The 22,590-nt window shown below is 60.3% G+C and carries 21 protein-coding genes; 7 read left to right on the top strand and 14 right to left on the bottom strand.

Annotation, left to right across the window (positions count from 1 at the left end; translation table 11 throughout):
• The first annotated feature begins 88 nt into the window (after positions 1-88).
• Entirely contained in the window at positions 89-751 is a 663-nt protein-coding gene (locus tag JJB99_RS11800) for a GntR family transcriptional regulator (RefSeq protein ID WP_200498926.1), read from the top strand.
• A gap of 60 nt (positions 752-811) precedes the next feature.
• Complete coding sequence (locus JJB99_RS11795) at positions 812-2,290, top strand: aldehyde dehydrogenase family protein (RefSeq protein ID WP_200498925.1); 1,479 nt, start codon at positions 812-814, stop codon at positions 2,288-2,290.
• A gap of 163 nt (positions 2,291-2,453) precedes the next feature.
• On the opposite strand, the gene JJB99_RS11790 is transcribed toward JJB99_RS11795, so the two are convergent.
• The 7 genes from JJB99_RS11790 to JJB99_RS11760 form a co-directional block, all read right to left on the bottom strand.
• Positions 2,454-3,155: an alpha/beta fold hydrolase gene (locus tag JJB99_RS11790; RefSeq protein ID WP_200498924.1), complete on the bottom strand. Its 702-nt coding sequence runs from the start codon at positions 3,153-3,155 to the stop codon at positions 2,454-2,456.
• Positions 3,156-3,393: 238 nt separating this feature from the next.
• Positions 3,394-4,374, bottom strand: coding sequence for an NADPH:quinone oxidoreductase family protein (locus JJB99_RS11785; RefSeq protein ID WP_200498923.1), 981 nt, complete (start codon positions 4,372-4,374; stop codon positions 3,394-3,396).
• 105 nt (positions 4,375-4,479) lie between these two features.
• Complete coding sequence (locus tag JJB99_RS11780; RefSeq protein ID WP_200498922.1) at positions 4,480-5,463, bottom strand: quinone oxidoreductase family protein; 984 nt, start codon at positions 5,461-5,463, stop codon at positions 4,480-4,482.
• 139 nt (positions 5,464-5,602) lie between these two features.
• Positions 5,603-6,505 (bottom strand): LysR family transcriptional regulator, encoded by a 903-nt coding sequence (locus JJB99_RS11775; protein WP_246775301.1) that lies wholly within the window; start codon positions 6,503-6,505, stop codon positions 5,603-5,605.
• A 611-nt stretch (positions 6,506-7,116) separates the two neighbouring features.
• Positions 7,117-7,296 (bottom strand): hypothetical protein, encoded by a 180-nt coding sequence (locus tag JJB99_RS11770; protein WP_200498920.1) that lies wholly within the window; start codon positions 7,294-7,296, stop codon positions 7,117-7,119.
• A gap of 256 nt (positions 7,297-7,552) precedes the next feature.
• Positions 7,553-7,957 carry a hypothetical protein gene (locus JJB99_RS11765; protein ID WP_200498919.1) on the bottom strand — a complete coding sequence of 135 codons (405 nt, stop codon included), beginning with the start codon at positions 7,955-7,957 and terminating at the stop codon, positions 7,553-7,555.
• A gap of 16 nt (positions 7,958-7,973) precedes the next feature.
• On the bottom strand, positions 7,974-8,174 hold the full coding sequence (locus tag JJB99_RS11760; RefSeq protein WP_200498918.1) for a hypothetical protein: 201 nt from the start codon (positions 8,172-8,174) through the stop codon (positions 7,974-7,976).
• Between the two features lie 555 nt (positions 8,175-8,729).
• Between JJB99_RS11760 and JJB99_RS11755 the strand changes: the two genes are divergently transcribed.
• The 4 genes from JJB99_RS11755 to JJB99_RS11740 all read left to right on the top strand — a co-directional run bounded on the left by JJB99_RS11755 (position 8,730) and on the right by JJB99_RS11740 (position 13,712).
• Positions 8,730-9,938 carry a DNA polymerase/3'-5' exonuclease PolX gene (locus tag JJB99_RS11755; protein ID WP_200498917.1) on the top strand — a complete coding sequence of 403 codons (1,209 nt, stop codon included), beginning with the start codon at positions 8,730-8,732 and terminating at the stop codon, positions 9,936-9,938.
• Positions 9,939-10,602: 664 nt separating this feature from the next.
• Entirely contained in the window at positions 10,603-12,417 is a 1,815-nt protein-coding gene (gene ligD / locus JJB99_RS11750) for a DNA ligase D (RefSeq protein WP_200498916.1), read from the top strand.
• 6 nt (positions 12,418-12,423) lie between these two features.
• Positions 12,424-12,921 (top strand): hypothetical protein, encoded by a 498-nt coding sequence (locus JJB99_RS11745; RefSeq protein ID WP_200498915.1) that lies wholly within the window; start codon positions 12,424-12,426, stop codon positions 12,919-12,921.
• Positions 12,922-12,926: 5 nt separating this feature from the next.
• Positions 12,927-13,712 (top strand): type II toxin-antitoxin system VapC family toxin, encoded by a 786-nt coding sequence (locus JJB99_RS11740; RefSeq protein WP_200498914.1) that lies wholly within the window; start codon positions 12,927-12,929, stop codon positions 13,710-13,712.
• Between the two features lie 341 nt (positions 13,713-14,053).
• On the opposite strand, the gene JJB99_RS11735 is transcribed toward JJB99_RS11740, so the two are convergent.
• The 7 genes from JJB99_RS11735 to JJB99_RS11700 form a co-directional block, all read right to left on the bottom strand.
• Entirely contained in the window at positions 14,054-14,371 is a 318-nt protein-coding gene (locus JJB99_RS11735) for a hypothetical protein (protein ID WP_200500473.1), read from the bottom strand.
• 238 nt (positions 14,372-14,609) lie between these two features.
• Positions 14,610-15,566: an alpha/beta hydrolase gene (locus JJB99_RS11725; protein ID WP_200498912.1), complete on the bottom strand. Its 957-nt coding sequence runs from the start codon at positions 15,564-15,566 to the stop codon at positions 14,610-14,612.
• A 460-nt stretch (positions 15,567-16,026) separates the two neighbouring features.
• The gene (locus tag JJB99_RS11720) at positions 16,027-16,416 is read right to left on the bottom strand and encodes a nuclear transport factor 2 family protein (RefSeq protein WP_200498911.1); all 390 of its coding nucleotides are present in this window, start codon (positions 16,414-16,416) and stop codon (positions 16,027-16,029) included.
• Positions 16,417-16,734: 318 nt separating this feature from the next.
• On the bottom strand, positions 16,735-17,478 hold the full coding sequence (locus JJB99_RS11715; protein ID WP_200498910.1) for an SDR family oxidoreductase: 744 nt from the start codon (positions 17,476-17,478) through the stop codon (positions 16,735-16,737).
• 142 nt (positions 17,479-17,620) lie between these two features.
• The gene (locus JJB99_RS11710) at positions 17,621-17,932 is read right to left on the bottom strand and encodes a helix-turn-helix domain-containing protein (RefSeq protein ID WP_200498909.1); all 312 of its coding nucleotides are present in this window, start codon (positions 17,930-17,932) and stop codon (positions 17,621-17,623) included.
• A gap of 225 nt (positions 17,933-18,157) precedes the next feature.
• Positions 18,158-19,417 carry a Glu/Leu/Phe/Val family dehydrogenase gene (locus JJB99_RS11705; RefSeq protein WP_200498908.1) on the bottom strand — a complete coding sequence of 420 codons (1,260 nt, stop codon included), beginning with the start codon at positions 19,415-19,417 and terminating at the stop codon, positions 18,158-18,160.
• A gap of 319 nt (positions 19,418-19,736) precedes the next feature.
• Entirely contained in the window at positions 19,737-21,194 is a 1,458-nt protein-coding gene (locus JJB99_RS11700) for an NAD-dependent succinate-semialdehyde dehydrogenase (protein ID WP_200498907.1), read from the bottom strand.
• 197 nt (positions 21,195-21,391) lie between these two features.
• On the opposite strand from JJB99_RS11700, the gene JJB99_RS11695 reads away from it, so the two are divergent.
• Positions 21,392-22,570 carry an NAD(P)/FAD-dependent oxidoreductase gene (locus JJB99_RS11695; protein ID WP_200498906.1) on the top strand — a complete coding sequence of 393 codons (1,179 nt, stop codon included), beginning with the start codon at positions 21,392-21,394 and terminating at the stop codon, positions 22,568-22,570.
• Positions 22,571-22,590 lie beyond the last annotated feature (20 nt).

Genomic DNA, 22,590 nt, shown 5'->3' with positions numbered 1-22,590 from the left:
TGTAAAAAAAATATGTGAGGGTCGGTGATCGGTTCGCGACGCCGTCGGGGGTAGCGTCTAGAAGGTGATGATTGGGATGGATTGCGCCTTGCTGAACCGAAAGACGTACCGAACGGAAGAGATCGCGAAATGGATTCGCGACGAGATCGAGGCGGGCTCGTTCCCGCCAGGCGCGCGTTTGGAAGAACGACCGCTTTCCGAGCGCTTTGGCGTCTCGAAAACCCCGGTTCGGGAAGCCCTCATCCAACTCGCGACAATCGGGATGGTCGAACTCCGCCAGCGCCGGGGCGCGATGGTGACGGTACTCAGCGTCGACCAGGTCATCTCGATGTTCGAAGTCATGACCGAACTCGAAACGATGGCAGCCAAGCTCGCGGCGAACCGCATGTCGGCGTCGGACCGGAGCGAACTGTCCAGGATCCATAGCCGCAGCGAGGCCTGCATCCCCGCCGAGGATTTCGAGGCGTACGACGCCATCAACAAGGAATTCCACGAAGTGATTTACCGAGGTTCGTGCAACGACTACCTCGAAACGAGCATCAAGGACGTGCGCAGCCGCCTTCGCGTATATCGCCGGTATCCGTTCACGAAGGCCGGACGGATACGCCAATCGTTCTCCGATCACGCGCAGATCGTTCAGGCGATCTCGAGGGGCGACGGTGATGCGGCAGCCGCCGCCATGCGCGATCACATCAGCATCGGCGGGCGTGTTTTCGCCGATCTGGTCGCCGATATGCGGCGGCGGGCCTGAGAGTCTTTCGCGACCGATCCGTCCGAGATGGAAGTTCGAACGAGAAAAAAGGAGGACGTCATGAACACCGTCGTCAACGATCAAAAGGTACGGCGCCAACTCATGTTGATCGGCGGCGAATGGGTGCCCGCCGCATCCGGCGAAACCATCGCCGTGGAGAATCCGGGACGCCGCCAGATCATCGCGACGGTGCCGCGCGGCGGCGCCGAGGATGTCGACCTCGCGGTCAAGAAGGCCCACGCGGCGTTCGCATCCTGGAAACGGACGCCCCCTCGCGAACGCGGTCGCCTGCTGCAGACCATCGCCAAAAAGATCGAAGCCGAGCATGAGAACCTCGCGCGACAGGTCGCCGAGGAGACTGGAAACGCGCTGAGGACGCAGGCGCGCCCCGAAATCAAGATCGCTGCCGATATCTTCCGGTACTTTGGGGGGTTGGCATCCGAACTCAAGGGAGAAACTCTTCCTCTGGGCCATGATCTCCTCAGCTTCACGCAGCGCGAGCCCCTTGGCGTCGTGGCCGCCGTGATCCCCTGGAACGCGCCATTCCTGCTCGCATCGCTGAAGATCGCCCCCGCTCTGTGCGCCGGCAACACGGTGGTGATGAAGACAGCAGAGGACGCTCCCCTCGCGGTTTTTGAGCTCGCCAAGATCTGTTCCGACGTCCTTCCTTCCGGCACGCTGAGCATGCTTTCCGGCACCGGCCAGGAATGCGGCGCGCCGCTCCTCAATCATCCGCTCGTCGCCAAGCTCTCGTTCACAGGCTCGACGGCCGTCGGCAAGCTGGTCATGGAAGCCGCGGCGAAGCGCGTGCTGCCGGTCTCGCTCGAACTGGGGGGCAAGAGTCCGTCCATCGTCTACCCCGATGCGACAGACGACTGGGTCATAGAAGGGCTCGTCGCCGCGATGCGCTTCACCCGTCAAAGTCAATCCTGCACGGCCGGGTCCCGCCTGTTTCTTCACCGCAAGATCTACGACAACGTTCTCGAACGTCTTGTCGAGGCGACTTCGAAGCTGCGCGTCGGCGATCCGCTGGCCGAGGAGAGCGACGTCGGTGCGATCATCAACGAGCGCCAGTACAACAAGGTCTGCGGCTACATCGAAGACGGCATGAAGCAGAGCGGCTCGAAACTCCTCTGCGGTGGTCATCCCCGCGATGACAAGTCGCTCGGCGACGGCTATTACTTGCGTCCGACGATTTTCGCGCAAGGTACGAACGAATGGCGACTGGCCCGAGAGGAGATCTTCGGGCCCGTGCTGGTCGCAATCCCTTGGGAAGACGAGGACGACGTAATCCGGATGGCCAACGATTCCCATTACGGTCTTGCCGCCTACGTCTGGACGCATGATATCGGCAAGGCGTTGCGTGCCGCGCGGGACATCGAGTCCGGATGGGTACAGGTCAATCAGGGCGGCGGTCAAATGCCCGGCCATTCCTACGGCGGGTACAAGCAGAGCGGGCTCGGCCGCGAATTCTCCCTCGCCGCGATGCTCGACAGCTTCACGCAGACGAAGAACATCACGGTCAATCTCGTCCGCTAGACGGGTGATGCAAAGAACCGCTCCCGCACCGACGGTGCGAGAGCGGAGTCAGAGGGACGAGCCCTCTACGAGGGCCGCCGTCACCGACCCGAACGTCGATCGCCTCGTCGCGGGAACGAGTTTCGCTCGGCGGCCCTGTCGGTCCGACCTCGTAAAAACTGGATCACGGTAATGGAGCCGGCGCATACGAGAGCAGCAATTGCGCGAGCAACCGCGGATTGGTGATGTTGGGACTGTGACTGGCGTCGATCCCATGGAACGCCCATTCAGGATCCTGAGAAAACCGGTCGGCGAACTGGCGAAAGAAATCCTTATTCGCTTTTCGGGTACAGTGAATGTAGGAGCGCGGAGAAGCAGGTTTCGTGTGCGACAGTCGCAGTCCTTGTGAAAACGTCCGCACGGGCTGATGCCGGCGCAAGGGCGTCGTCCAGGCGATGTCCTCTGCGGATGTATCCGGCGCCAGCGCCACTGGCGGGATCAGCCATCCTTCGACGGGAGCGGCAAAGCTGGATTCGCCCCCGGCCAAATCGTATAGAGATTCTCCGTCCTCCGGTACGAAGGCGTCGACGTAGATCATCTGTCTGACTCGCTCGCGGATGCGATCGGCGAGCGCCGTGGTGACCATTCCGCCGTAGCTGTGACCTACCAGGATGATGTCGGTCAAATCCTCGTACTCGATCACGTTCCTGACATCCTGAATGTGAGTTTCGAGATCCACCAGCGGGTTGGTGAGATGGGCGCGCTCGCCCAGGCCGGTATAAGTCGGAACGAGAACCTCGTGATCTTCGGTGCGAAGAATGTCGCGGATCCTCTTCCACGCCCAGTTGCCGGCCCAAGCTCCGTGACAAATCAGGTAGGTCGCCATCAAGAACTCCCGCGCGTGAACACCTTCACGACCTCGACGATAATCGCAGGCTTTCATTCTTCCTGTTTTCGTGCGGAGGCCACCAAAAAAAGTGAAAAATGGTTTTCCACTTGTGGCGGATTCCCATCGGACGAGCGTGGGCAAAGATGAATGGCGGCGATGGGCATTTGAGCGAGACCTTCGTCTGAACACCGCTTGCACACCGACTGAGCTGCATTATTCGCTGAAGGACGTATTCCTAGTCGGCCACTTCGACGACTATCTTTCCCCTCGCGCGACGCGCACTCATCGTTTGGAACGCCTCCTGGAAGTTCGCGAAGGAAAACGTGTGCGTCGGCGGCGGCTCGAGCGACTTCCTTTCTAAGGCGACGCAAACATCCTGCATTAGCCGGTCATAGACGTCCGGCTCAAATTTTCGAATTTGAGCGCTGTCGACGCCAGTGAGCGAGGCTCCTTTTAGGAGGGCGATGTTGAACGGAAGGGCGGGGATTTTGCCGGCAGCGAATCCGACGACAAGATGCTGCCCCTTCCAGGCCAGCGTGCGAAAGGCAACGGGCGAAATTTCACCGCCGACCGCATCGAAAACGACGTTCACCGCGCGCCCCTGGGTGAGCGACTTCAACGTCTCCCGCCAATTCTCCAGTGTATAGTCGATTGCGGCGTCCGCTCCTTGCGAACATGCGAACGATCGCTTTTCCTCCGACGAAGCGGCGGCGATCACATGCGCACCCAAACTCTTCCCGACCTTGATCGCCGCGGTCCCTGTTCCGCCTGCCGCTCCGAGCACGAGGAGGATCTCTCCCCCGCGCAGCGCCGCCCGCTCTCGCAGGCCATATGTCGCCGTGAGATAGTTCACAGGAATCGCGGCGGACTGAACGAAGGAGAGGTTCTCAGGAATTCTGAATAGCTCGTTCTCCGGCACCACGATCTCTTCGGCCAACGCTCCCCTTGAAGCCAGGCCGAAGACCCGATCGGCCACCGCTACCCGAGAAACAGCTTCGCCGATCTCGTCTACCACACCGGCAAATTCCATCCCAGGAACGAAGGGAAGCGGATCTCTGGTCTGATAGAGTCCCTGCACCTTAAGACCATCGACGAAGCCGATGCCGGCGGCCTTGATCCGAACGCGAACCCGTCCTCGGGGCAAATCTGAGGTCGGGACGTCCTGGATACGGAGCGACTGAACCGGCGAGAATTGTTCGACAAGAACCGCCTTCATTTGTTCCTCCTCCGAACGGGATGGCCCAGAGCTGGTGCCGCCACCGACCGCGCGAATACGGCTGCGTCCTTCTGCTTATTTAAGTGCTTCCCTCATTCACAAGGATCAGGGAAGTAGAATCAGTGAACCCGAAGTCTTCCTGGCCTCAAGATCCCGATGCGCCTGGGGGGCGTCAGGCAGCAAGTACTCCGTAACCCCGGCGGCCTTTATCGTTCCGCTTTCGATGGCCTCGAACACCGCGGCCGCGCCTTTTTCCAAATCCGGGCGTTTCGCCGTGTAATGCGCGATGGAGGGCCTCGTCACGAAAAGTGAGCCTTTCGTGCCAAGCACACCCAGATCGAACGGCGGCACCGGCCCCGAGGAGGTGCCAAAGCTGACCAAAGTGCCGGTCATCCGCAAGCAATCCAGCGAACCTCCAAACGTCTGCGCTCCGACCGAGTCGTAGACGACCGCGACGCCCTCGCCCTTCGTGATCTCCTTCACTTGCTCGACGAAGCTCTGCTTCGTGTAGACGATCGGATGATCGCAGCCGTTGGCGCGCACGAGCTTTGCTTTCTCTTCGCTTCCGACCGTGCCGATGACAGTTGCTCCCATTGCCTTCAGCCACTGGCACGCAATCAGGCCGATGCCGCCGGCAGCAGCGTGCCACAGGACGAAGTCCCCGGCCTTCACCTGGTGACAGCGCCGGATGAGATATTCGACGGTCAAACCTTTGAAGGTAAGGCTCGCGGCCGCCTTGCTGGACACGTCCGCCGGAAGCTTCACAACCCGCGCGGCAGGTGCGTTTCTGATGGTGGCATACGCGCCGGGAGTGCCACCAGCATAGGCAACGCGGTCGCCTACGGCGAAGCCAGAGACTCCGCCGCCTACCGCTTCGATCGTGCCGGCTCCCTCGACGCCGATGCCACTGGGTAGCGGAAGGGGATATATCCCGGAACGATGATAGACGTCGATATAGTTGACGCCGATCGCTTCGTGGCGGATCTGCACCTGTCCTTCCGCAGGCGGAGGAACCTGGTCCGAGACCCATTCGAGTACGTCGGGACCCCCGGTACGAGAAAACTTGAAGGCTTGCGCGGTGGTGGTCATTTCAAAAATGCTCCAGAAAACTGCCGAAGACGTTTTTCTGCTCTTTTGCCTGAGCGACCAGCGGCAATCACGCAAAAGCGTTTTTCAAAATTGAAAAGCGCGCACGGGCATTCGGTCATGAAGCGGCGCCAGAGAGCCCTTAGCCGAGGTCCATGAAATCGGCCGAGGATTGCTGAAGCGCCTCCGCGACATGGTCGGCAAGCACCCTCACGCGAGCAAACGAACTAGAGCCCGGCGCCTGCAACATCCATATGTCGGAGGAGAACGGAGCCTCCTCCTTGAGGACCCGGACCAACCCGAATTTCTTGGCGACGAACGCCGGCAAAACAGCGAGACCGAGATTGGCTTCGGCCGCCGCCAACTGTGCGCTCATCGTGTGGGCGCGGAAGACCACGTTGGTTTCAGGCAAGGCGTCCAGCAGCCAACGAGAGAATGGCAAGAATCCGAGTTCGGCTTCCCAGCCGATCATGCGGTGATTCAGCAAATCTGACGGGACCGCGGGCGAGCCGTGCGCAGCCAGGTACGCCGGCGAACCATACAGCGCGAGCGCGATCCGGCCTACCCGGCGGACCAGGTAGTCTCCTTGCGTTGGATGCACAAGACGGACGAGAACGTCGGCTTCACGCCTGCTCAAGCGCATTGGGCGCACGTCGGCGATGACCTCCAGCCGGATCGAGGGGTGGCGCTCGCTGAAATCGGCGAGAGAAGGAATGATGAAGTGTTGGCCTAGCAATTCCGGAATCGCCAAGCGGACGATCCCGGCGAGGCTCTCGGCCGGGAAGGCCGCCCCCCGTTCCAACCACAGAAGGTGAGCCTCCGCCTGCTCAGCGGGTTCGAACAACGCTTCGCCTGCGGTCGTCAAGCTGTATCCGTCGTGGCGCTTAGTAAAGAGACCTCTTCCGATGGTATGTTCGAGAGCCGCAATGCGGCGTGCGATCGTCGCCTGGCTCACTCTCAGCTCCCGGGACGCTTCCGTTAGACTGTGAAGCCGGGCCACGGCCAAGAAGTAACGCAGATCGTTCCAATCCAAGCACAACTCCATTTCCCGAAGCGGGCTGCGGCGCGGGCGATTTCCGTGTTGGCCGCCGCCGCGCAGCAGAAGGCGTTCTTCGGTTTGCATCGTAGGGACGATCGCTGAAACAATTCAAGCTGATTTCGGGCGAGACGCCGTGCAATGGGATGCGTCGGCTCGCGACGTGCATCGGACAAATGACTGGTTGTGGCAACCGTGAACTCACGAGAGAAATTCCAACTGCTCGAGCCGCTTGAGGGTCGAACCTCCGTTCGCCTCTGCGCATTGAAAACCGCAACCAGCATCTGCCGTCGAGGCAAATGCAGTGATCTGCGGCTTGAGGAAGCGATAGCGCCTGCCGCATGCGTGGTTGGAACTGCAAATCCGCCTTACACACTAGTAGCCAGAGGCGCCTGCGCGCCTGACGTACTGTTCTGTCCTTGCAATATTGGCGATCAGCGCCATCGCGCTTGCGTTTCGGCCAGCCTCGAAAACGCCGCATCTGGTCGTTCGGGAAAAGCCAGTCGCGGATGTAGCGTTAGGTCGGCGTCTATCGAATTCCCTTCGGCTTGCGCCAAACCACGGACCTTTTTTGCTCGCAATCAGCCTTTCGGCAGGTCCAATTCCTCAATGGCCCGGACTCAGATCTTGGCGGGATCCTTGAGGCCGGTCTGAGCGATCTCAAGGATCTTCCTGGCCACCAATTCAGTGTTTCGATCCTGTACGCCAATCGTACGGAGAGCCTGCTCGTAAACGCTGGAAAGACGCGTGATCTCTTCAGGGCCAAGAGGTGAGTTTTTAAGTATTCGGTAGATGGCCAATTGTTCGTCCCCCCTACTGGAGCCAGCGTAGCATCCGTCCGCTGAGGGAGCATTGTGATTTAGGAGCTAATTTTAGTTTCCGAAAACCTCGGAGGTGTCGGTGGAGATCCGCGATGCCAATGCATATGGGCTGTCTGAAAGCTTAGCGCCGCTCAGGCGCCCTCAAAGAGCGCCGACGAACAGTTCGAAGGAGGGATTAGAGATTTCCCGTCACCGGTGGTAGCCGGAGGTTCGGCGGAAGCCGCTCGGGAGGAGATCAGGAAGCCTTCGCCCTGGCCCGCTCGCGAGCGGCTCGGCGGCGCTGACGGCGTTGATCCCCAGTGAGCCGGGTTGAGACAGGAAGACGCGCCGCTTGCGCCGTAATGGACGGCTCAGCTCCTACTCCGTCTCTTTCCGGCTCCGTTTTAGAAGGACGAGCTTCCATGAGTTCGAGCACCGCGCGCCCCTTCTCAGTAATACGCCAGCCGCCGTTCAGGCGCTCGACCAGCGCTTGCGAGAAGATATCGAGATCCGCCACCCGCGCGGCAAGCCGCTTGGTCCGCTCAGCCCAATCCCGTCCGCTCGTTGCGAGGATGGCCATGTCGCGCTTGAGGTCCGCCATAACGGCAAAACCGTCCGGATAGCTCACCAGGATCTTAAGCACCGTAACCTGGAAGTTCACGCCCCACGTCTCCCCGCTATCGCCACATGGTCGGCGCGTCGTAGAGAGCCTCGCGGCCGATCTGCTTGAGCCGGTCCGGCGAAGTGTCACCCTTGTTGACGGCTTCCAGGATCCTGGATGCCACGTGGACGCGTGTGCCGGATTCGGAGCGCGAAACGTCTTCGCAGACCTCGTCGAGGACGGCGCGCAACAGCGCGGTCGTTGCCGGATCGAACATGGGAGCCCCCCAAAGGAAAGGCAATCGTATCGCAACCGCAGAGGCGCCGAATTCAACATTGTTAAAGCGGCGTAAAATACGGCCTACTCTACATTCGGACCGTCTCTTCGCAACTGGAATTTGCCGCGCCGCAACGCTCAGCCGCCGATCACCGATCGCGCCGAGGGATACGAGGAGGTCTCGCAGCGTGCAAAGACCGCCAGCTCAGTTTCGACTGGGATCACCGGGTCAGGCTGCGTTCAGATCCGGGGGCCCGGAGCGCTGAATCGGCCGGCGGCGTAGTCGACCGGTCTCGTCGGCGTGACACCTCGGGCACCTGAACCGGATTTCCGGCTGCGGAGAGGACGTCCGCTGCAGGCTCGCGGCCATCGGCCAGGCGCCGCAGCGTAGGCATTTCTCCAAAAGAGTGTCGGTCTCGATCATGCAAGCGTCCTCCACACCCCCTCTGGCCAACCAGCTCAATTCCCTGCCGTTCCAGGCTCGGCAATAGCCCTTCCCCGGAACTGCTAGCCGCTTGGGACCGTTGAGACTCGGAAAGAATTTTGGGAAGACATCGTGCCCAAGATCGGTACGCAAGAGATCGCAAAGTTGCTGCGGGGGTACGCGCAGCGGAGCGCACTCCGCGGCGGCAATCCGTACCGCGCGAAAGCCTATTCGCGCGCCGCGGACAGCCTGACGGCGCTGGCCGTCCCGATCGAGCGTCTGATTGAAGAGGACAGGTTGACGGAGATACCTGGCGTGGGTGGTGCCATCGCAGACATCATCCTCAAGCTTCACCGCACAGGCACTCATCCCAGCTTGGAGAAGCTCCGGGAGGAGGTCCCCGCCGGTGTGCTGGAACTCCTGAGCCTACCCGGGCTCCGGCCCGAGAAGGTGCTGCGGCTCTACAAGGACCTAGGCGTCACGTCCCTCGCCGAACTGGAGGAGGCAGCGAAGGAGGACCGGATCAAGAAGGCCAAGGGGCTTGGGTCAGCGCTGCAGACCAAGATCCTGCAAAATCTCGCGATCGCGAAAAGCGGCGAAGGTCGGCGCGGGATCGTGCACTGCCACACCGACGCCTCGGACGGGACCGAGACCCTTGAGACCATGGCGAAGGCGACGCGAAAGCGCGGCTTCGAATATTTTGGTGTTGCCGACCATTCCAAGTCCGCGCACTACGCCGGAGGCCTGTCGCTCGAAGAGATCAAGGAGCAGCACCAGGAAGCCGACCGGCTCAACAAGAAATTTGGCAAGGACTTCCGGATCCTGAAAGGGATCGAATCGGACATCCTGGCAGACGGAGCGCTCGACTATCCTGACGACGTGCTTGAAAGCTTCGACTTTGTGGTTGCCAGTATCCATGGACGATTCAAGCTGGACAGAAAGGCGCAGACCGAACGGCTGCTCCGCGCCGTTGCCAACCCCTACACCACCATCATCGGCCATATGACTGGCCGCCAGCTCCAGCGCCGGCCGGGGTACGAGATCGACGTCGAAAAGGTCCTTCGCTCCTGCGCCAAGCACGACGTCGCGGTCGAGATCAACGCCCATCCGTGGCGGCTCGATCTGGACTGGCGCTGGCATCAGGCGGCGCTCGAATACGGCTGCATGCTGAGCATCAATCCGGACGCACACTCGATTGCTGAGCTCGATCATATGCATTGGGGTGTCGAGATGGCGCGAAAAGGTGGCGTGCCGCCCGACCGGGTGCTGAATGCCATGCCGCTGTCGGACATCACGCGATACCTTCGCCAGCGGCGGCGCTCCTTTGCACGTGCAGCCTGACGGACGATGACGGGCCTCGTCCTCGAAGGCATCGTTCTGGCCGTGTCGGCAGATCACAGGCATCGTTTTCAGCAAGATGCCGCAACGCGAGATCCTGTTGGTGGAAGGCCATGGCGTCGAAGGCGATGCGCACGCTGGGCCTTTCGTTCGGCACCGATACCTCGTCCGAAGGCAGCCTCGCCCGCCTAATCTGCGCCAAGTACACCTGATCCCGTCCGAGCTGTTCGGCACACTCCGGAGATGCGGCTACGAAATCGGCGCGGGAGAACTCGGCGAGAACATCGACGGACGGCCTCGACCTTGAGGAGATGCCGCGGGGGACGCGGATCCTGCTCGGACCGACCGCCGCCGTGGAACTGACGGGCTTCGGGCTGCCTGCGTGCTGGTTGATCGCTTCCGGTCCAGCCTGAAACAGCACCTGCTCCCGTTTGAGAAAACAGGCCCAGCGTTTAGATGCGGCGTGATGGGCGTTGTTCGAACCGGCGGACGCGTAGCTGCGGGCGATGTTGCGCGAGTGGTCCTGCCGAGCCCTCCCTTACGGGCTCTCCCGCCCATATAGCTCCTCGGCTTAAAACCGGGCCGGCCGAGACGAACCTCGATCGCATTCACCGGTGGCGGAGCATTTCCAGGAGGGAACGAATCGGCCGGGATGCGTTGAATCCGCATGTGTGCTGTAGCGTTGCGTCAGTCTCGTTCGGGAGTATCGCGCGTCCGCGGGGCGCAAAAGACTGCTATTCCAGGTTACATCGAGCCTTGTGATCCCACGTTGCGCGAGACGCCGCCGCGTGGCGAGGGTTGGGTCTATGAGATTAAGGCCGACGGCTACCGCGCGCAGCTGCACCTGGACGATGGTGACGTCAAAGTGTATTCGCGCACGGGTTACGACTGGACCGAGCAGTTCTCGTCAATCGCTGCGGCGGCGCATCGGTTGAAAGCAGACAGCGCGATCATCGACGGCGAAGCCGTGGTGTACGGCAGCGCCGGATTACCTGACTTTCAGCAGCTCCGGCGCGAGCTCGGGCCAAAGCGCAGTGAGCGTGTGCGCTACCACGCATTCGACCTGCTCTACTTAGATGGCTACGATTTGCGTGCGGTCGCGTATGAGGGTCGGAAGCGTTTACTCCAACGCCTCCTCAAGCATGCGCCCGACACCTTCATCTATGTCGAAAGCTTGGAAGCCGATGGCGACCGAATCTTCCACAATGGGTGCGAGCTGGGCCTGGAAGGGCTCATCGCCAAGCGGCTCGGAGAACCCTATCGCTCGGGCAGGCAGGAGACCTGGATCAAGCTCAAGTGCAAGAAGAGCGAGACCCTTCCAATCGTGGCGTTCGTGGAGAAGCTCGGGGCCCACCCTCGCAAGATCGCTTCGCTCTATGTGGGCCGTCGTGAAAACGGCAAGCTGGTCTATGCCGGCAAGGTCCGCACCGGCTATACGGAGACGACCGCGCGTGAGTTGCGCGAGCGGCTGGATCCATTGATCCGGCGGACGTCGCCGCTGGACGTCAGGATCAAGAAGCCAAAGGCCACCTGGGTCGAACCGAAGGTTGACGCTGAAGTCGAGTTTGGCGCGCTGACGGACGATGGCCTGTTGCGTGAGGCCGTGTTCAAGGGGCTCCGTGAGGACCTCGCCGTGAGAAAGGTCAAGGCCCCCCGGCTGGTACCCTCCCCCGTCGGACGGCCGAAGCTCGGGGTCCCCAGGGAAAACATCCTGCAACTGCTGCCCGACGCCGTCGTCCCCTCGAAGGAACAGCTCGCGGAGTACTGGAAGCGCGTTTGGAGGAAGGCGCTGCCGCACCTGGGCAATCGTCCGCTCAAGCTCGTCCGGCACGTACACGGCACCACCTTCTACCACAAGGGTCCGCTTCCGAAGGAGATTCCGGAAGCGGTGCACCAGCTCCGAATCCAAAAGCGGGAAGGCGGCCAAGGCACGCGCCTATGGGTCGACAGTCTTCATGGCTTCCTCGGCCTGGTCGAGATTGGGGCGATCGAACTGCACCCGTGGAATTCGACAGTGGAGGATTTCGAGCACGCCGATCGTATCGTGATCGATCTCGATCCCGGAGATGGCATCGAATGGGAGACAGTCGCCGACACCGCTCTTGAACTCCGCGCGGCAATGAAACGTCAGGGGTTCGACACTTGGCCGAAGTTGACCGGAGGCAAGGGCATCCATTTGATCGCGTCGCTGGATGGACCTATACTGCACGATCAGGCGCATCATATCGCACGACGCCTGGTGGCCGACTTCGCGGCGCGCAACCCCGCCCGCTACATCCTCTCAGCGCAGGCTAGGCGCAGCGGCCGGATCTTCCTCGATTACTTGCGGAACGGGCGTGGGACCACTGCGGTGGGCACCTACTCGCCGCGGGCGCGGGAGGGATTTCCGATTGCCGCGCCTGTCACCTGGACTCGCATCGAGAGCGGTATCAGGCCGGATGCATTCACGATGGATAATCCATTCCGCGCGACGCGGAGGTAAGCAGCCATGACCGACGCATTTGACGAATTCTGGCGGTGGCGAGAAAAGCCCCCCGGCAGCAGGCTCGCAATATCGAACGAGATACACGGCGCCGTGATGTCTTTGCCGGAAGCAGAGCGCTCAAGCCGCAAAGCAGTCAACGCCGCAGTTGAGAACTGGGCCGAGCTACGGCGAAATGGGCAAATCGTCTGGGTCTACCTGAACGATTTCGACAACGGAGATCAGCGTAAACCCGGCGATCCCGATTGGGTCAAGCTCTTCGGCTCGGATGACGCTGCCGACAGGTGGTTGCAGCAACACGATCCGGAAGGCGTCGCCTGGGCATATGAGGTCGAAGGCGGACCGCGACGAGCCTCACTTTGGCTCTATCTCTCCGATGAACACTCCAGGGCGATCGGAGACCCCGCGTGGGCGAAGCTGTTCGCCTCCAGGCAAGTCGCAGAACGATGGCTGGAGCAGAACGCTCCCGATGGCAAGATTTGGGACTATCCACTCGAGGAGTAAGAAGGGTGAGCACGTTCGTTGACAGCTCAGTGTGGTTTGCCGCCGCGTGCAAGCGCGACCGCAACAATGAACTCGCAAAGTCCATACTACTCAGCATCGATCGGTGCACGCTCACTAACCACGTCTTGGCTCAGACGTGGCAAATGCTCAACGCGCAGTTCGGCACCGGCGTCGCGGATACCTTTTGGGAGCGCTTGCGGGAGATTGACGCGGTCGTTGAACCCGTCACGGCGACCGACCTGGAAACGGCCAGGCAAATGTCGGAAGCGTATCCCCATGAGGAGCTTTCGCTCGTGGACCGAACAAGCTTCGCGGTGATGCAACGATGTGGCATCACGCGAGCGGCGACGTTCAGTTCGTCCTTTGAGATATTCAGGTATGGTCCTCGCAAGAAGGCCTTTCAAATCGTTCGCACAGGCCACAGCGCCACCTTTCTTGCCATGAAGGACGCCATCCTCCGGCGGAAGACGCTTCGGCTAAATTATAACGGAAGAGACCTAACGGCCTGCCCGTACATATTAGGCCACGCCTTGCAAGAGGAACGCGCGTTCGTCTTGGCTGTCGATGGGATTGGCAGGCCAACTCGGGCAGAACGTGGAAAATGGATGTGCCTGCGTTTGGCGAGCGTCGACGATATCAAGGTTTTGGATCAGCCCTGGACCGAACAGCCCTACCCCGGTCGCATTCAGCGCTGCGTGGACAGTGTACACCTGGATGCAGCTCGACTCGGCACCGCGAAGAGCACCGCTGTCGCGACGAGAGTATCGTCTAAGAAAACCCATCGCTTCTAGGGCGTTGCCCTCCGAAGGCAAAGGTCACACGTTCAAATGGTGTCGGGTGGCCACCGCATAGAAAGCGCGAACGCCAGCAGCCGCCGATTCTAGCCCTTGGGTTTGACTGCCTGCGAATGGTGCTCATGGACGAAAACCCATTCGCCCTGGCGCTTCTCGAAACAAATGTGAGCCGGACCGTAATTAGCGGCGCGTCGCTCCATTTTTCGGAATGATCTTCTGGAAATCCGTGGATGAGGACGAGCGCAGGCCCGCTCCCGCCTATCACGTAGGAGATCGTTGCGCCATTGACGCGCGCCTCCTCGCGCCGAAAGCCTTCTGGCGGAGGTGATGCTTTGCAGTCAACGACCGTCGGGGATGTTTGAGAGGCGGCCGTCGAGAGTTGCAGCGGAAATGCGATGAGTGTTGCTGCGAATATGGTTCGAATTGCAGATAAGAATTTCACCAGCGCCTCCGCACTGCGAAGTTGCATTGGCCAGATCCCAATTAATCTGTGCGCTGGCCGATGATGCCGTTTGGCCGAACGCCTCATCATCGAGCTTCGGCCAATCCTCATCGACGCCGCGGCCGTGCGGGGTCAGGTCGAGGATATTCCAGATGAGGTCCAAGGGTCCGTTGTGACGAGGGTGCTGGCCGCGATCGGCGGGAGCGTAGAACATCTCTGAGCCCAAACGTGTCGCACGGTAGCGCCCGCCTTCTGGAAGACGTTGATCATGGGATTCTCAAGGCCCTCGGCGAGGGCGAAATAGTCGGCATTGGACGTGTTCCCAGCCGATGAAAGCATCGGGAAGAAGCGCCAGCCGCGTTTTTTCTTGGGGACACGCCATCGGCGCCAAAAACCGCCGATTTCCAATACAGAGCGTCAAGTTGCATCCGCAGGCCGCGATCATGTTAACTTCAATTTGCGTCCAAGAAGTTGACGACAGCCCGATAAAGGTCACCGCGGCTTTCCTCAAGATGCATCAGGTGCGTGGCCTTCGCAATCTTGATGTCGGTCTTCTGCGGTACAGAGGTTAGCGCCGCAAGCAACCACGCCGCGTCGGCATCTTTGCAGCGACTGTCCCATTCGCCGCGTACAATTGCGATCGAAGATTTGATCAACGCCGGATCATAGGCGAGCGATCCGGACCATGCAGCCATGATATCGGCCATCGGGCCATTTGGCGTTCTCACAGATTGCGGTGTGCGGGTGCTGCTGGACGGGTCCGACTTCAGATAGAGTACCGTCCAGTCCGCAAAGTAGCGATCGAGCAACACAGGTGGCTGACCTGCCGGCACATCCTCGACAAAGCGCTTATGCTGTTCTTCGACGGTCAGAAAACGCCATGGCCCCAGTGGCGGTCCTCCCTTAACGATTTCGCGTCGAACGAGCGGTCCAAAGAAGACGATGCGGTCGACTAGTTCTGGATGTTTCGTGGCGAACAGACCCGCCGCCATCGTGCCCCACGAATGAGCGATGATTGAGACGCGGGCCGCGCCGGTCTCGGCGACAATCGCGCGAACGGCACGTTCAATTTGAACCGCGGCCTCGGGTGCGCGGCCGAGCGGCTCGCCAGCCGGCGGTGCCGACTGCGCCATCTGGGGGTAGAATTCGGAGCCGCCAAACCCGGCGAAATCCAATGCCCAGACCGAACGGCCGGATCTGTTCAAAGCATCAGCCCAGGACACGCCGTCAAATCTGAACATCATGGAATTGGCCGAAGGAAACGTAGCGCCGTGGATGTACAGAACGGGGCTTTGGCGATCCGCACCGTCTGACGTTTGCTTGCGCAGCAAAAGCGCCGGCCGCCAGGGCTCCGTTGCCGAAGCCGCGGTTCCCGGCAAGATGACCGTCTGATTTTTTGCAAGCGCCATATCCTGTCCTCCGGTGATCAGCAGTACGAACGAGATCCCCAATCGTCGTCGCGTGGTGACCTCTCAAAAACTGTCGAGAGGCTGTTAGCCCAGTCGAGGACCTCGATGCTTCGATGGGAACCGAAGCATTCCGGAGTGCGCCTAAATCGAAGGCAGCGCCGCGAGGCGCAGTGCAAAGTCGTAGAGTGTCGCAGCTTTGCAGATTGAAGCGCGTGCCGCGCTGCGGCATCATAGCGCCACGGCGAAGCAGTAGTGCCCATCTTCATCGGCCGTGGCGCGCCATTGCCACCGAATCCACAACCTCCTGCGATCCGCTACGCCGGGCGCCTCCGGCAACGATTCATGGTCGCGCGAAGGGCGGTGCTTGGCGCGGAAAACGTTTGAATCGCTTGGAGTGGTGCGGTAGGGCTGCGCCTGTTTCAGTCATTGCCCTTCCGCAACACCGGTCAACGGCGGCAAATCAAGCGTGTCCCTTTCCGTCACTCCCGATGTGTTGGCCATCGGGCACTTTGTGCGGGATGTCCCAGCCAAAATAGACCTCTGTCGCTACCAGACGGCCGTCCCGGACCGTGTGCACCTCGCAGTTTCTGAAGGTCTTTCCGGCCAAATTGCGCCCCTCATAAACTATGAAGGCGCGATCGCCGTCCTCCGCTTGATGGATGAGCTCGAAGCCTGCCATCGTCTCGCTGTTCGGCCAGCAGATCTCGATATAACTCTTGCGGTCGAGCGCATTGTCGATCGGACTCGTGAAGTGATAGGCATCGGCAATCAGCGCTTCGATCGCCGCACGGTCCTTTTCTACATAAGCCTGGAGGCAGGTGCGAGCGACGGCGAGCGGACTGGCGTTCATGACGGACCTCATTGTCAAAAGATCAATGCTCACCTATTCCTTCGAGCACTCATCTATGGTTGCGTGTTGGGTAACCGCGCTCAAAGAACGACGCCGCTCCTGCGTTCGTTCCATTAGAACAAGCAAGCGCAGTTTCAGTATTATGGCGCAGCATGGCGTGCCCTATCGTTTTTGAGCGTAGGCGAGTTAAATTCTCCGAAGGCGAAGGCCACACGTTCGAATGGTGTCGGGTGCGCCATATTTGCGGCCAAAGCACCATATCTCGGGCTTCACAGCCGCAAGGCTTTGCTGCCGATCCGTTCGAATTTGGGGGATTCCTCATGCCTGTTGCGTCGGATAAAGGGTCAGAATGTTCACATTAACATGCGGCGGCTGGGTCACGGCGTAGAGGATAGCCGCGGCAACGTCCTCGCTCTCGAGCTGCACCATGTCGCCCAACCTCTGCTCGACCGACGCACGGACTTCGTCGCGCATGTGGGAGGTAAATTCCGTCCTCACCGCACCAGGCTCGATTGAGGTCACGCGAATCCAATCCTTACCAATCTCGCGCCGCAGCGACTCCGCCATGGCACTGGCCGCATGCTTAGTGCCGGAATAGACCGTCGAGGGGTGGATGTAGCGACCCGTGCCGGACGAAACGATCACAATGTGCCCCGCGCCTTGCGCCTTCATCGCCGGCAACGCGGCGTGAATCGGATAGAGCAGTCCTAGAAAGTTGACCTCGACCATCTGGCGATATTCGGCTGTAGTCGTGTTCTGGAAGGGCGCAGCAACACCGACGCCGGCAATGTTGAGCAGGATGTCCAACCGTTCGAAATCTTGCAGAACACGCTCCACCATGGTTGTGGCCTGTGCTTCATCCCTCACATCGGCTGTGATCGGCAGTGCTTCGCCACCGCCTTGGCGAATGCGGTCTGCAAGATCGTTCAGGCGCTGAACGCGACGCGCGGCGATCGCCACGCGCGCGCCCTCTGCCGCCAACGCCAGTGCGGTCGCTTCGCCGATGCCGGAGGATGCCCCCGTTACCAAGGCTACTTTTCCTTTAAGTCTTTTCGTCTGCATATCTGCTCTCCTGCGGGGAGATTGGTGCCGACCGAGGTGTTTACCAACATATTTCTGGTAGGCGGACGAGAACTTCAAGACACGCACCGATCTGCCTCTTCAACCGCAGTTTCAGCCGGCAGGATGACTGCCCAAGCTCGCCTCACCGACGACCTGTTCGCCCGCTGGGGCCAATGATCGAGCTCAGCAAGCGGCCGCGGATCAAGATGATAGAACCGATGGCGCCCCAATGCTCCTCGCGAAGCAAGCCCGCTCTTCGGAGTGATTGGAGATGTTCGGAAACTGCAGGCCGTTTAAGGTTTTTGAAGCTCTGCGAAATCTCGGTGGCACTAAGCGCGCGCTTCCTCGAATCGGCCAGAATTTGCCGCCGAACCGGATTTGCTAGGATTGAAAAGACGTCGACGGTGGGGATAGCGGAAGCAATCATGCCTTCAGTGTCGGATTTTTTCGACATGTCAAGTTTTCGCGACGCATTTTCGCGAGCGATTAGGGGTGACCGATCAGACAATGGACAGGTTCCTGCTCAGATATGCGTGTTGGCGGCACACGAAGCCTATCCCGACAAATCATCAGGCCGTCGGCAGCCCCTTGTCAGAGATCGCTCGTTAGGTCTGTGGCCGCTTCAAGCTCGACCGACCTTGGGCCGCACCTGGAAGACCGGAGATCAGTCGGCGTGCCGCTATGGAAACAATCCACGTGCTTGCTTCGCTTTACGAACTCGGTCGACACCGATCGACATTGCCGCGGTTCGGTTGGAAACGCCGTGCCGGTTGGCGCGATCAACGACTTGTCTCCATGAGCGATCGAGCGCGCGCTCGAGCTTTTCCATGACTTCGTCTTTCGACCAAAAGTATTGTTGAAGCGATTGCACCCACTCAAAATAACTAACGATCACACCGCCGGCGTTGCAGAGGATGTCCGGTATCACGAAGATCGCGTTGTTCTGATTGCCAAGCACAAGATCGGCATCTGGTGTTGTCGGTCCGTTGGCGCCCTCGGCGAGAATTCGACAGTTCAGTGCAGCCGCCACCTCTTCGTCTATGACCCGCTCGACCGCACAGGGCGCCAGAATATCGCACGGCTTTGTTAGAAGCTCTGTGGGATCAATCTCGGCTTGATCGGCGAAGCCCTTCAGCACGCGATGTTTCATGACATGGTCGAACGCGCTCTGGGCGTCAAAGCCGTTCCGATCGTAGATGGCCACCGTGTGATCGCTCAGACCGACGATTCTGGTGCCGCGACGAGCCAGCCCAATTGCGGCATGTGATCCGACATTACCGAAACCTTGCAAGATCGCGGTTGAGGCGAGCGGGTCTATTCCTAGATGATCAAGAGCTCGGCTGGCGAGAAAGGCTACTCCATGACCAGTGGCCTCATTACGGCCGAGGGTGCCGCCCGATCCGACCGGCTTACCAGTAACGATTTCCGTGACGGTCACTCCCTGGTACATGGAATAGGTATCCATGAACCAAGCCATCACCTGCTCGTTCGTACCCATATCGGGCGCCATCACGTCGGTATGCGGACCGACGAAGGGAATCATCTCCTGCATGTAGCGACGCGATAGGCTCTCGAGTTCTCGAGGCGACAGTAGTCTTGGGTCGACAGTCACGCCGCCTTTGCCTCCGCCATAGGGCAGGTCGGCCAGCGCGCATTTCCAACTCATCCAGATAGCTAGGGCGGCAATCTCGCCTATATCGACGTTCGGGGCGTAGCGGGTTCCGCCTTTTGCCGGGCCCAGTGTTAGGTGATGCTGCACGCGATATCCCGTGAAAACCGCGGTCCTGCCATCGTCCATATGGATCGGGCAGGAAACCGAGATGGCGCGCTTCGGCAAGAGCAAGCGATCGCGTTCGTCACTGGGAATTTCAAGGTGGTCTGCGATGATATTGAACTGAGTGCGAGCCATGTCGAAAACCGGCCCTGCAAATAGAGTCATGGTGCTTCACCTGTTTTTGTTCATGGCTTTCGATCATGCCAGGGAGGATGGATTCCGCCGCGGAGGGTGCCGCTCGCACAAGCTTAGTTATGGAGCCTACGTGTAGATTTCATCGTGTCGTGCTTTGCCGGAATCCGAGCGGCGCCAGCGTCGGTCGTACTTGACCCGGGCAAATATCGTTCAGCCCAAGCGACGACGAAGATGATTGCCACCATGACCACAACGGAGATCGTCGCCATCAAATGTTGAGTTCTTAGTCTGAACTTCGGAGGGTTCTCGATTTCCCCAGGAAAGACGCGCTGTTCCATGACGGCGAATCTCAGATGCCACCGAGATGAAGAGTCTTCATCTCAAGAAACTCTTCGATGCCATGGTGGGACCCTTCGCGTCCCAGCCCCGATTCCTTGATTCCGCCGAACGGCGCGGTCGTTGTCGACACCGACCCGGCATTGATCCCAATCATGCCGAATTCAAGCGCTTCTGCGACCCTGAAAGCTCGCGAAATATCGCGCGTATAGAGATAAGACGCCAGACCGAAGGGCGTGTCGTTCGCCATTGCAATCGCATCCGCCTCATTGGCGAACCGAAAGAGCGGAGCCACGGGCCCAAATGTCTCTTCCTGGGCGACTCTCATCTCCGTCGTGACGTCCTTCAGTACAGTCGGTTGATAGAACAATCCTCCCATGGCATTGCCGCCGAGGACGATGGCCGCTCCCCGCGACACAGCATCATCGACGTGCTGCTGAATCTTGTCGATGGCTGCCTGGTTGATCATCGGGCCGATAGTCGTTCCGTCGACCAGCCCGTCGCCAACCTTCAGCTTTGAGGTGGCCGCAACGAGCCGGTCGGCGAAAGCGTCGTAGATGCCACTTTGAACGAAGATGCGATTGGCGCAAACGCATGTCTGCCCGCCATTGCGGAACTTACTCGCCACTACACCGGTGATCGCGGCGTCGAGGTCCGCGTCGTCGAAGATGACGAACGGGGCATTCCCGCCCAGTTCGAGCCCGACCCGCTTCACCGTCGCTGCGCACTGTTCCATCAGGAGCTTGCCAACACGGGTCGAACCCGTGAATGTCAGCTTGCGTACCACCGGACTCTTCGTGAGCGCGGCGCCAATATCGGCCGGCCGACCCGTGAGAACGTTGAGGACGCCCTTGGGAATCCCAGCTCGTTCGGCGAGCACAGCGAGCGCCAGAGCGGAGAACGGCGTCGCCTCAGCCGGCTTGATCACGATCGTGCAGCCGGCAGCGAGAGCCGGCGCCGCTTTCCGCGTGATCATGGCGTTCGGAAAATTCCAAGGCGTTATGGCTGCCACAACCCCGATCGGCTGTTTCTGGACGATGATTCGTCCGTCGACGGAAGCGGCGGGAATTGTCTCGCCGTACACGCGGCGCGCCTCCTCCGCGAACCACTTCACAAAGGAAGCGCCATAGGTGATTTCACCGCGGGCCTCGGCAAGTGGCTTGCCCTGCTCCAAAGTCATGATGCGAGCGAGATCTTCGCTATTCTGGATCATGAGATCGAACCAGCGTTCGAGGAGTTCCCCCCTCTCGCCCGCCGTCTTCTTTCGCCAAACTTGAAAAGCCTGTTCGGCTGCGGCAATGGCCGCTCCGGTCTCGCGTGCGCCGCACTGCGGAACGTTCCCGATTATCGCGCCTGTGGCGGGATTGTCGACCGGGAACGTCGCCTCCCCGTCCGCATCTATCCATCCGCCGCCGACGAAGCAGCGCTCGGCAAGCAATGATGGGTCCTTAAGCTGCGACGCGATTGTCATGGCTTCCTCCAGATTGGTCGCAATCATCACCCGAGGGCTGCGGCATGATCTGCCGAAGGTGCGCTCAAGCACGATAGTAATGCACGAATTCGACCTGCCGATTCGCGCTTTGTCACTGACCATGATGTGCAAGACTCCGTAACAAAGCGAATACGAGCGCCATGACGTCCGCTTTGTGGAGACTGGAAAAACGGAACATGGAAACAGCAGATTTCATTGTCATCGGTGGCGGCATCGCCGGCGCATCAGTCGCATACGAGCTTAGTCGAGAGGGAAAGGTCGTCCTGCTCGAGATGGAATCGTCCCCGGGATATCACTCGACCGGCCGATCCGCGGCGGTGATGTCGGAGAATTATGGGCCCTCCCTTTGGAGTCGACTGGTGACGGCCTCGCGGGCGTTTCTGGAGTCACCTCCCGACCACTTCACGGAAGTCCCGCTCGTGATGCCGCGCGGCGCGCTGTTCCTCGCGCACGAGCATGAGCGGAAGCAGTTGCACCGGCAGGCTGACGAATTGCTTCGCAGGGGCGCGGCAATCGAAATGACCACCGCCGAGCAGGCGCTCAAATTCTGCCCCGTCATCCGAGCCGAAGAATTTGCGACGGCGATGTACGAGCCGGACTGCAAGGATATCGATTCAAATGCTCTTGTGACGAGCTACCTCAAGGCTCTCCGGAAGAATGGCGGCACCTTCCTCACCGACGCCAGGGTTGAGGCGCTCGAACGGTCTGGGAGCACTTGGCGAGCTTCCACGCCGCGCGGCGAATTCGAAGCGCCGGTTATTGTCAACGCTGCTGGCGGATGGGTGCAGGAGATCGCAAAGCTTGCGGGTCTCTCCTACCGCAATGTCGTTCCCTTCCGTCGGACCGCTGTCGTTTTCGATCCGCCAGAGGGCAGCGTGATTCAAACCTGGCCAATGACGTTCGACGTCTCCGAGACGTTCTATTTCAAGCCCGAGGCCGGCCGGATCATGGTCTCGCCGATCGATATGGCGCCCTCCCCGCCGTGCGACGCCCAGGCGGATGAGCTTGAGGTGGCGATTGCCGTCGACCGGATTCACCGCTTCACCACGATGAATGTCCGCACGGTTGTGCACAAATGGGGTGGGCTGCGGACGTTCGCACCGGATCATGAGCCCGTCATCGGTCGTGATCCTGAACAACCGAGTTTCGTCTGGTTGGCGGGTCAGGGCGGCAATGGCGTGATGGGCGGCGCGGCCGCGGCGCGCTTGGCGGCGAGTTTCGCGCTTAACACCAACATCCCGGAAGACATCGCAGCGCTCGGCATTACCACCGAAAACGTCTCGCCGGGCCGCCGCTGCGTGGTCGACCCGAACCACGCCGCGCCGGTGGTGGGCACGATGGAAGAATTCGAGTGATCCGGCACACGAAATGTTCT

This window comes from Bradyrhizobium diazoefficiens (genome assembly GCF_016616235.1).
GTDB classification, from domain to species: domain Bacteria; phylum Pseudomonadota; class Alphaproteobacteria; order Rhizobiales; family Xanthobacteraceae; genus Bradyrhizobium; species Bradyrhizobium diazoefficiens_H.
Note: the sequence above shows the minus strand (reverse complement) of the source record. Positions and strands in the feature narration are given on the sequence as shown.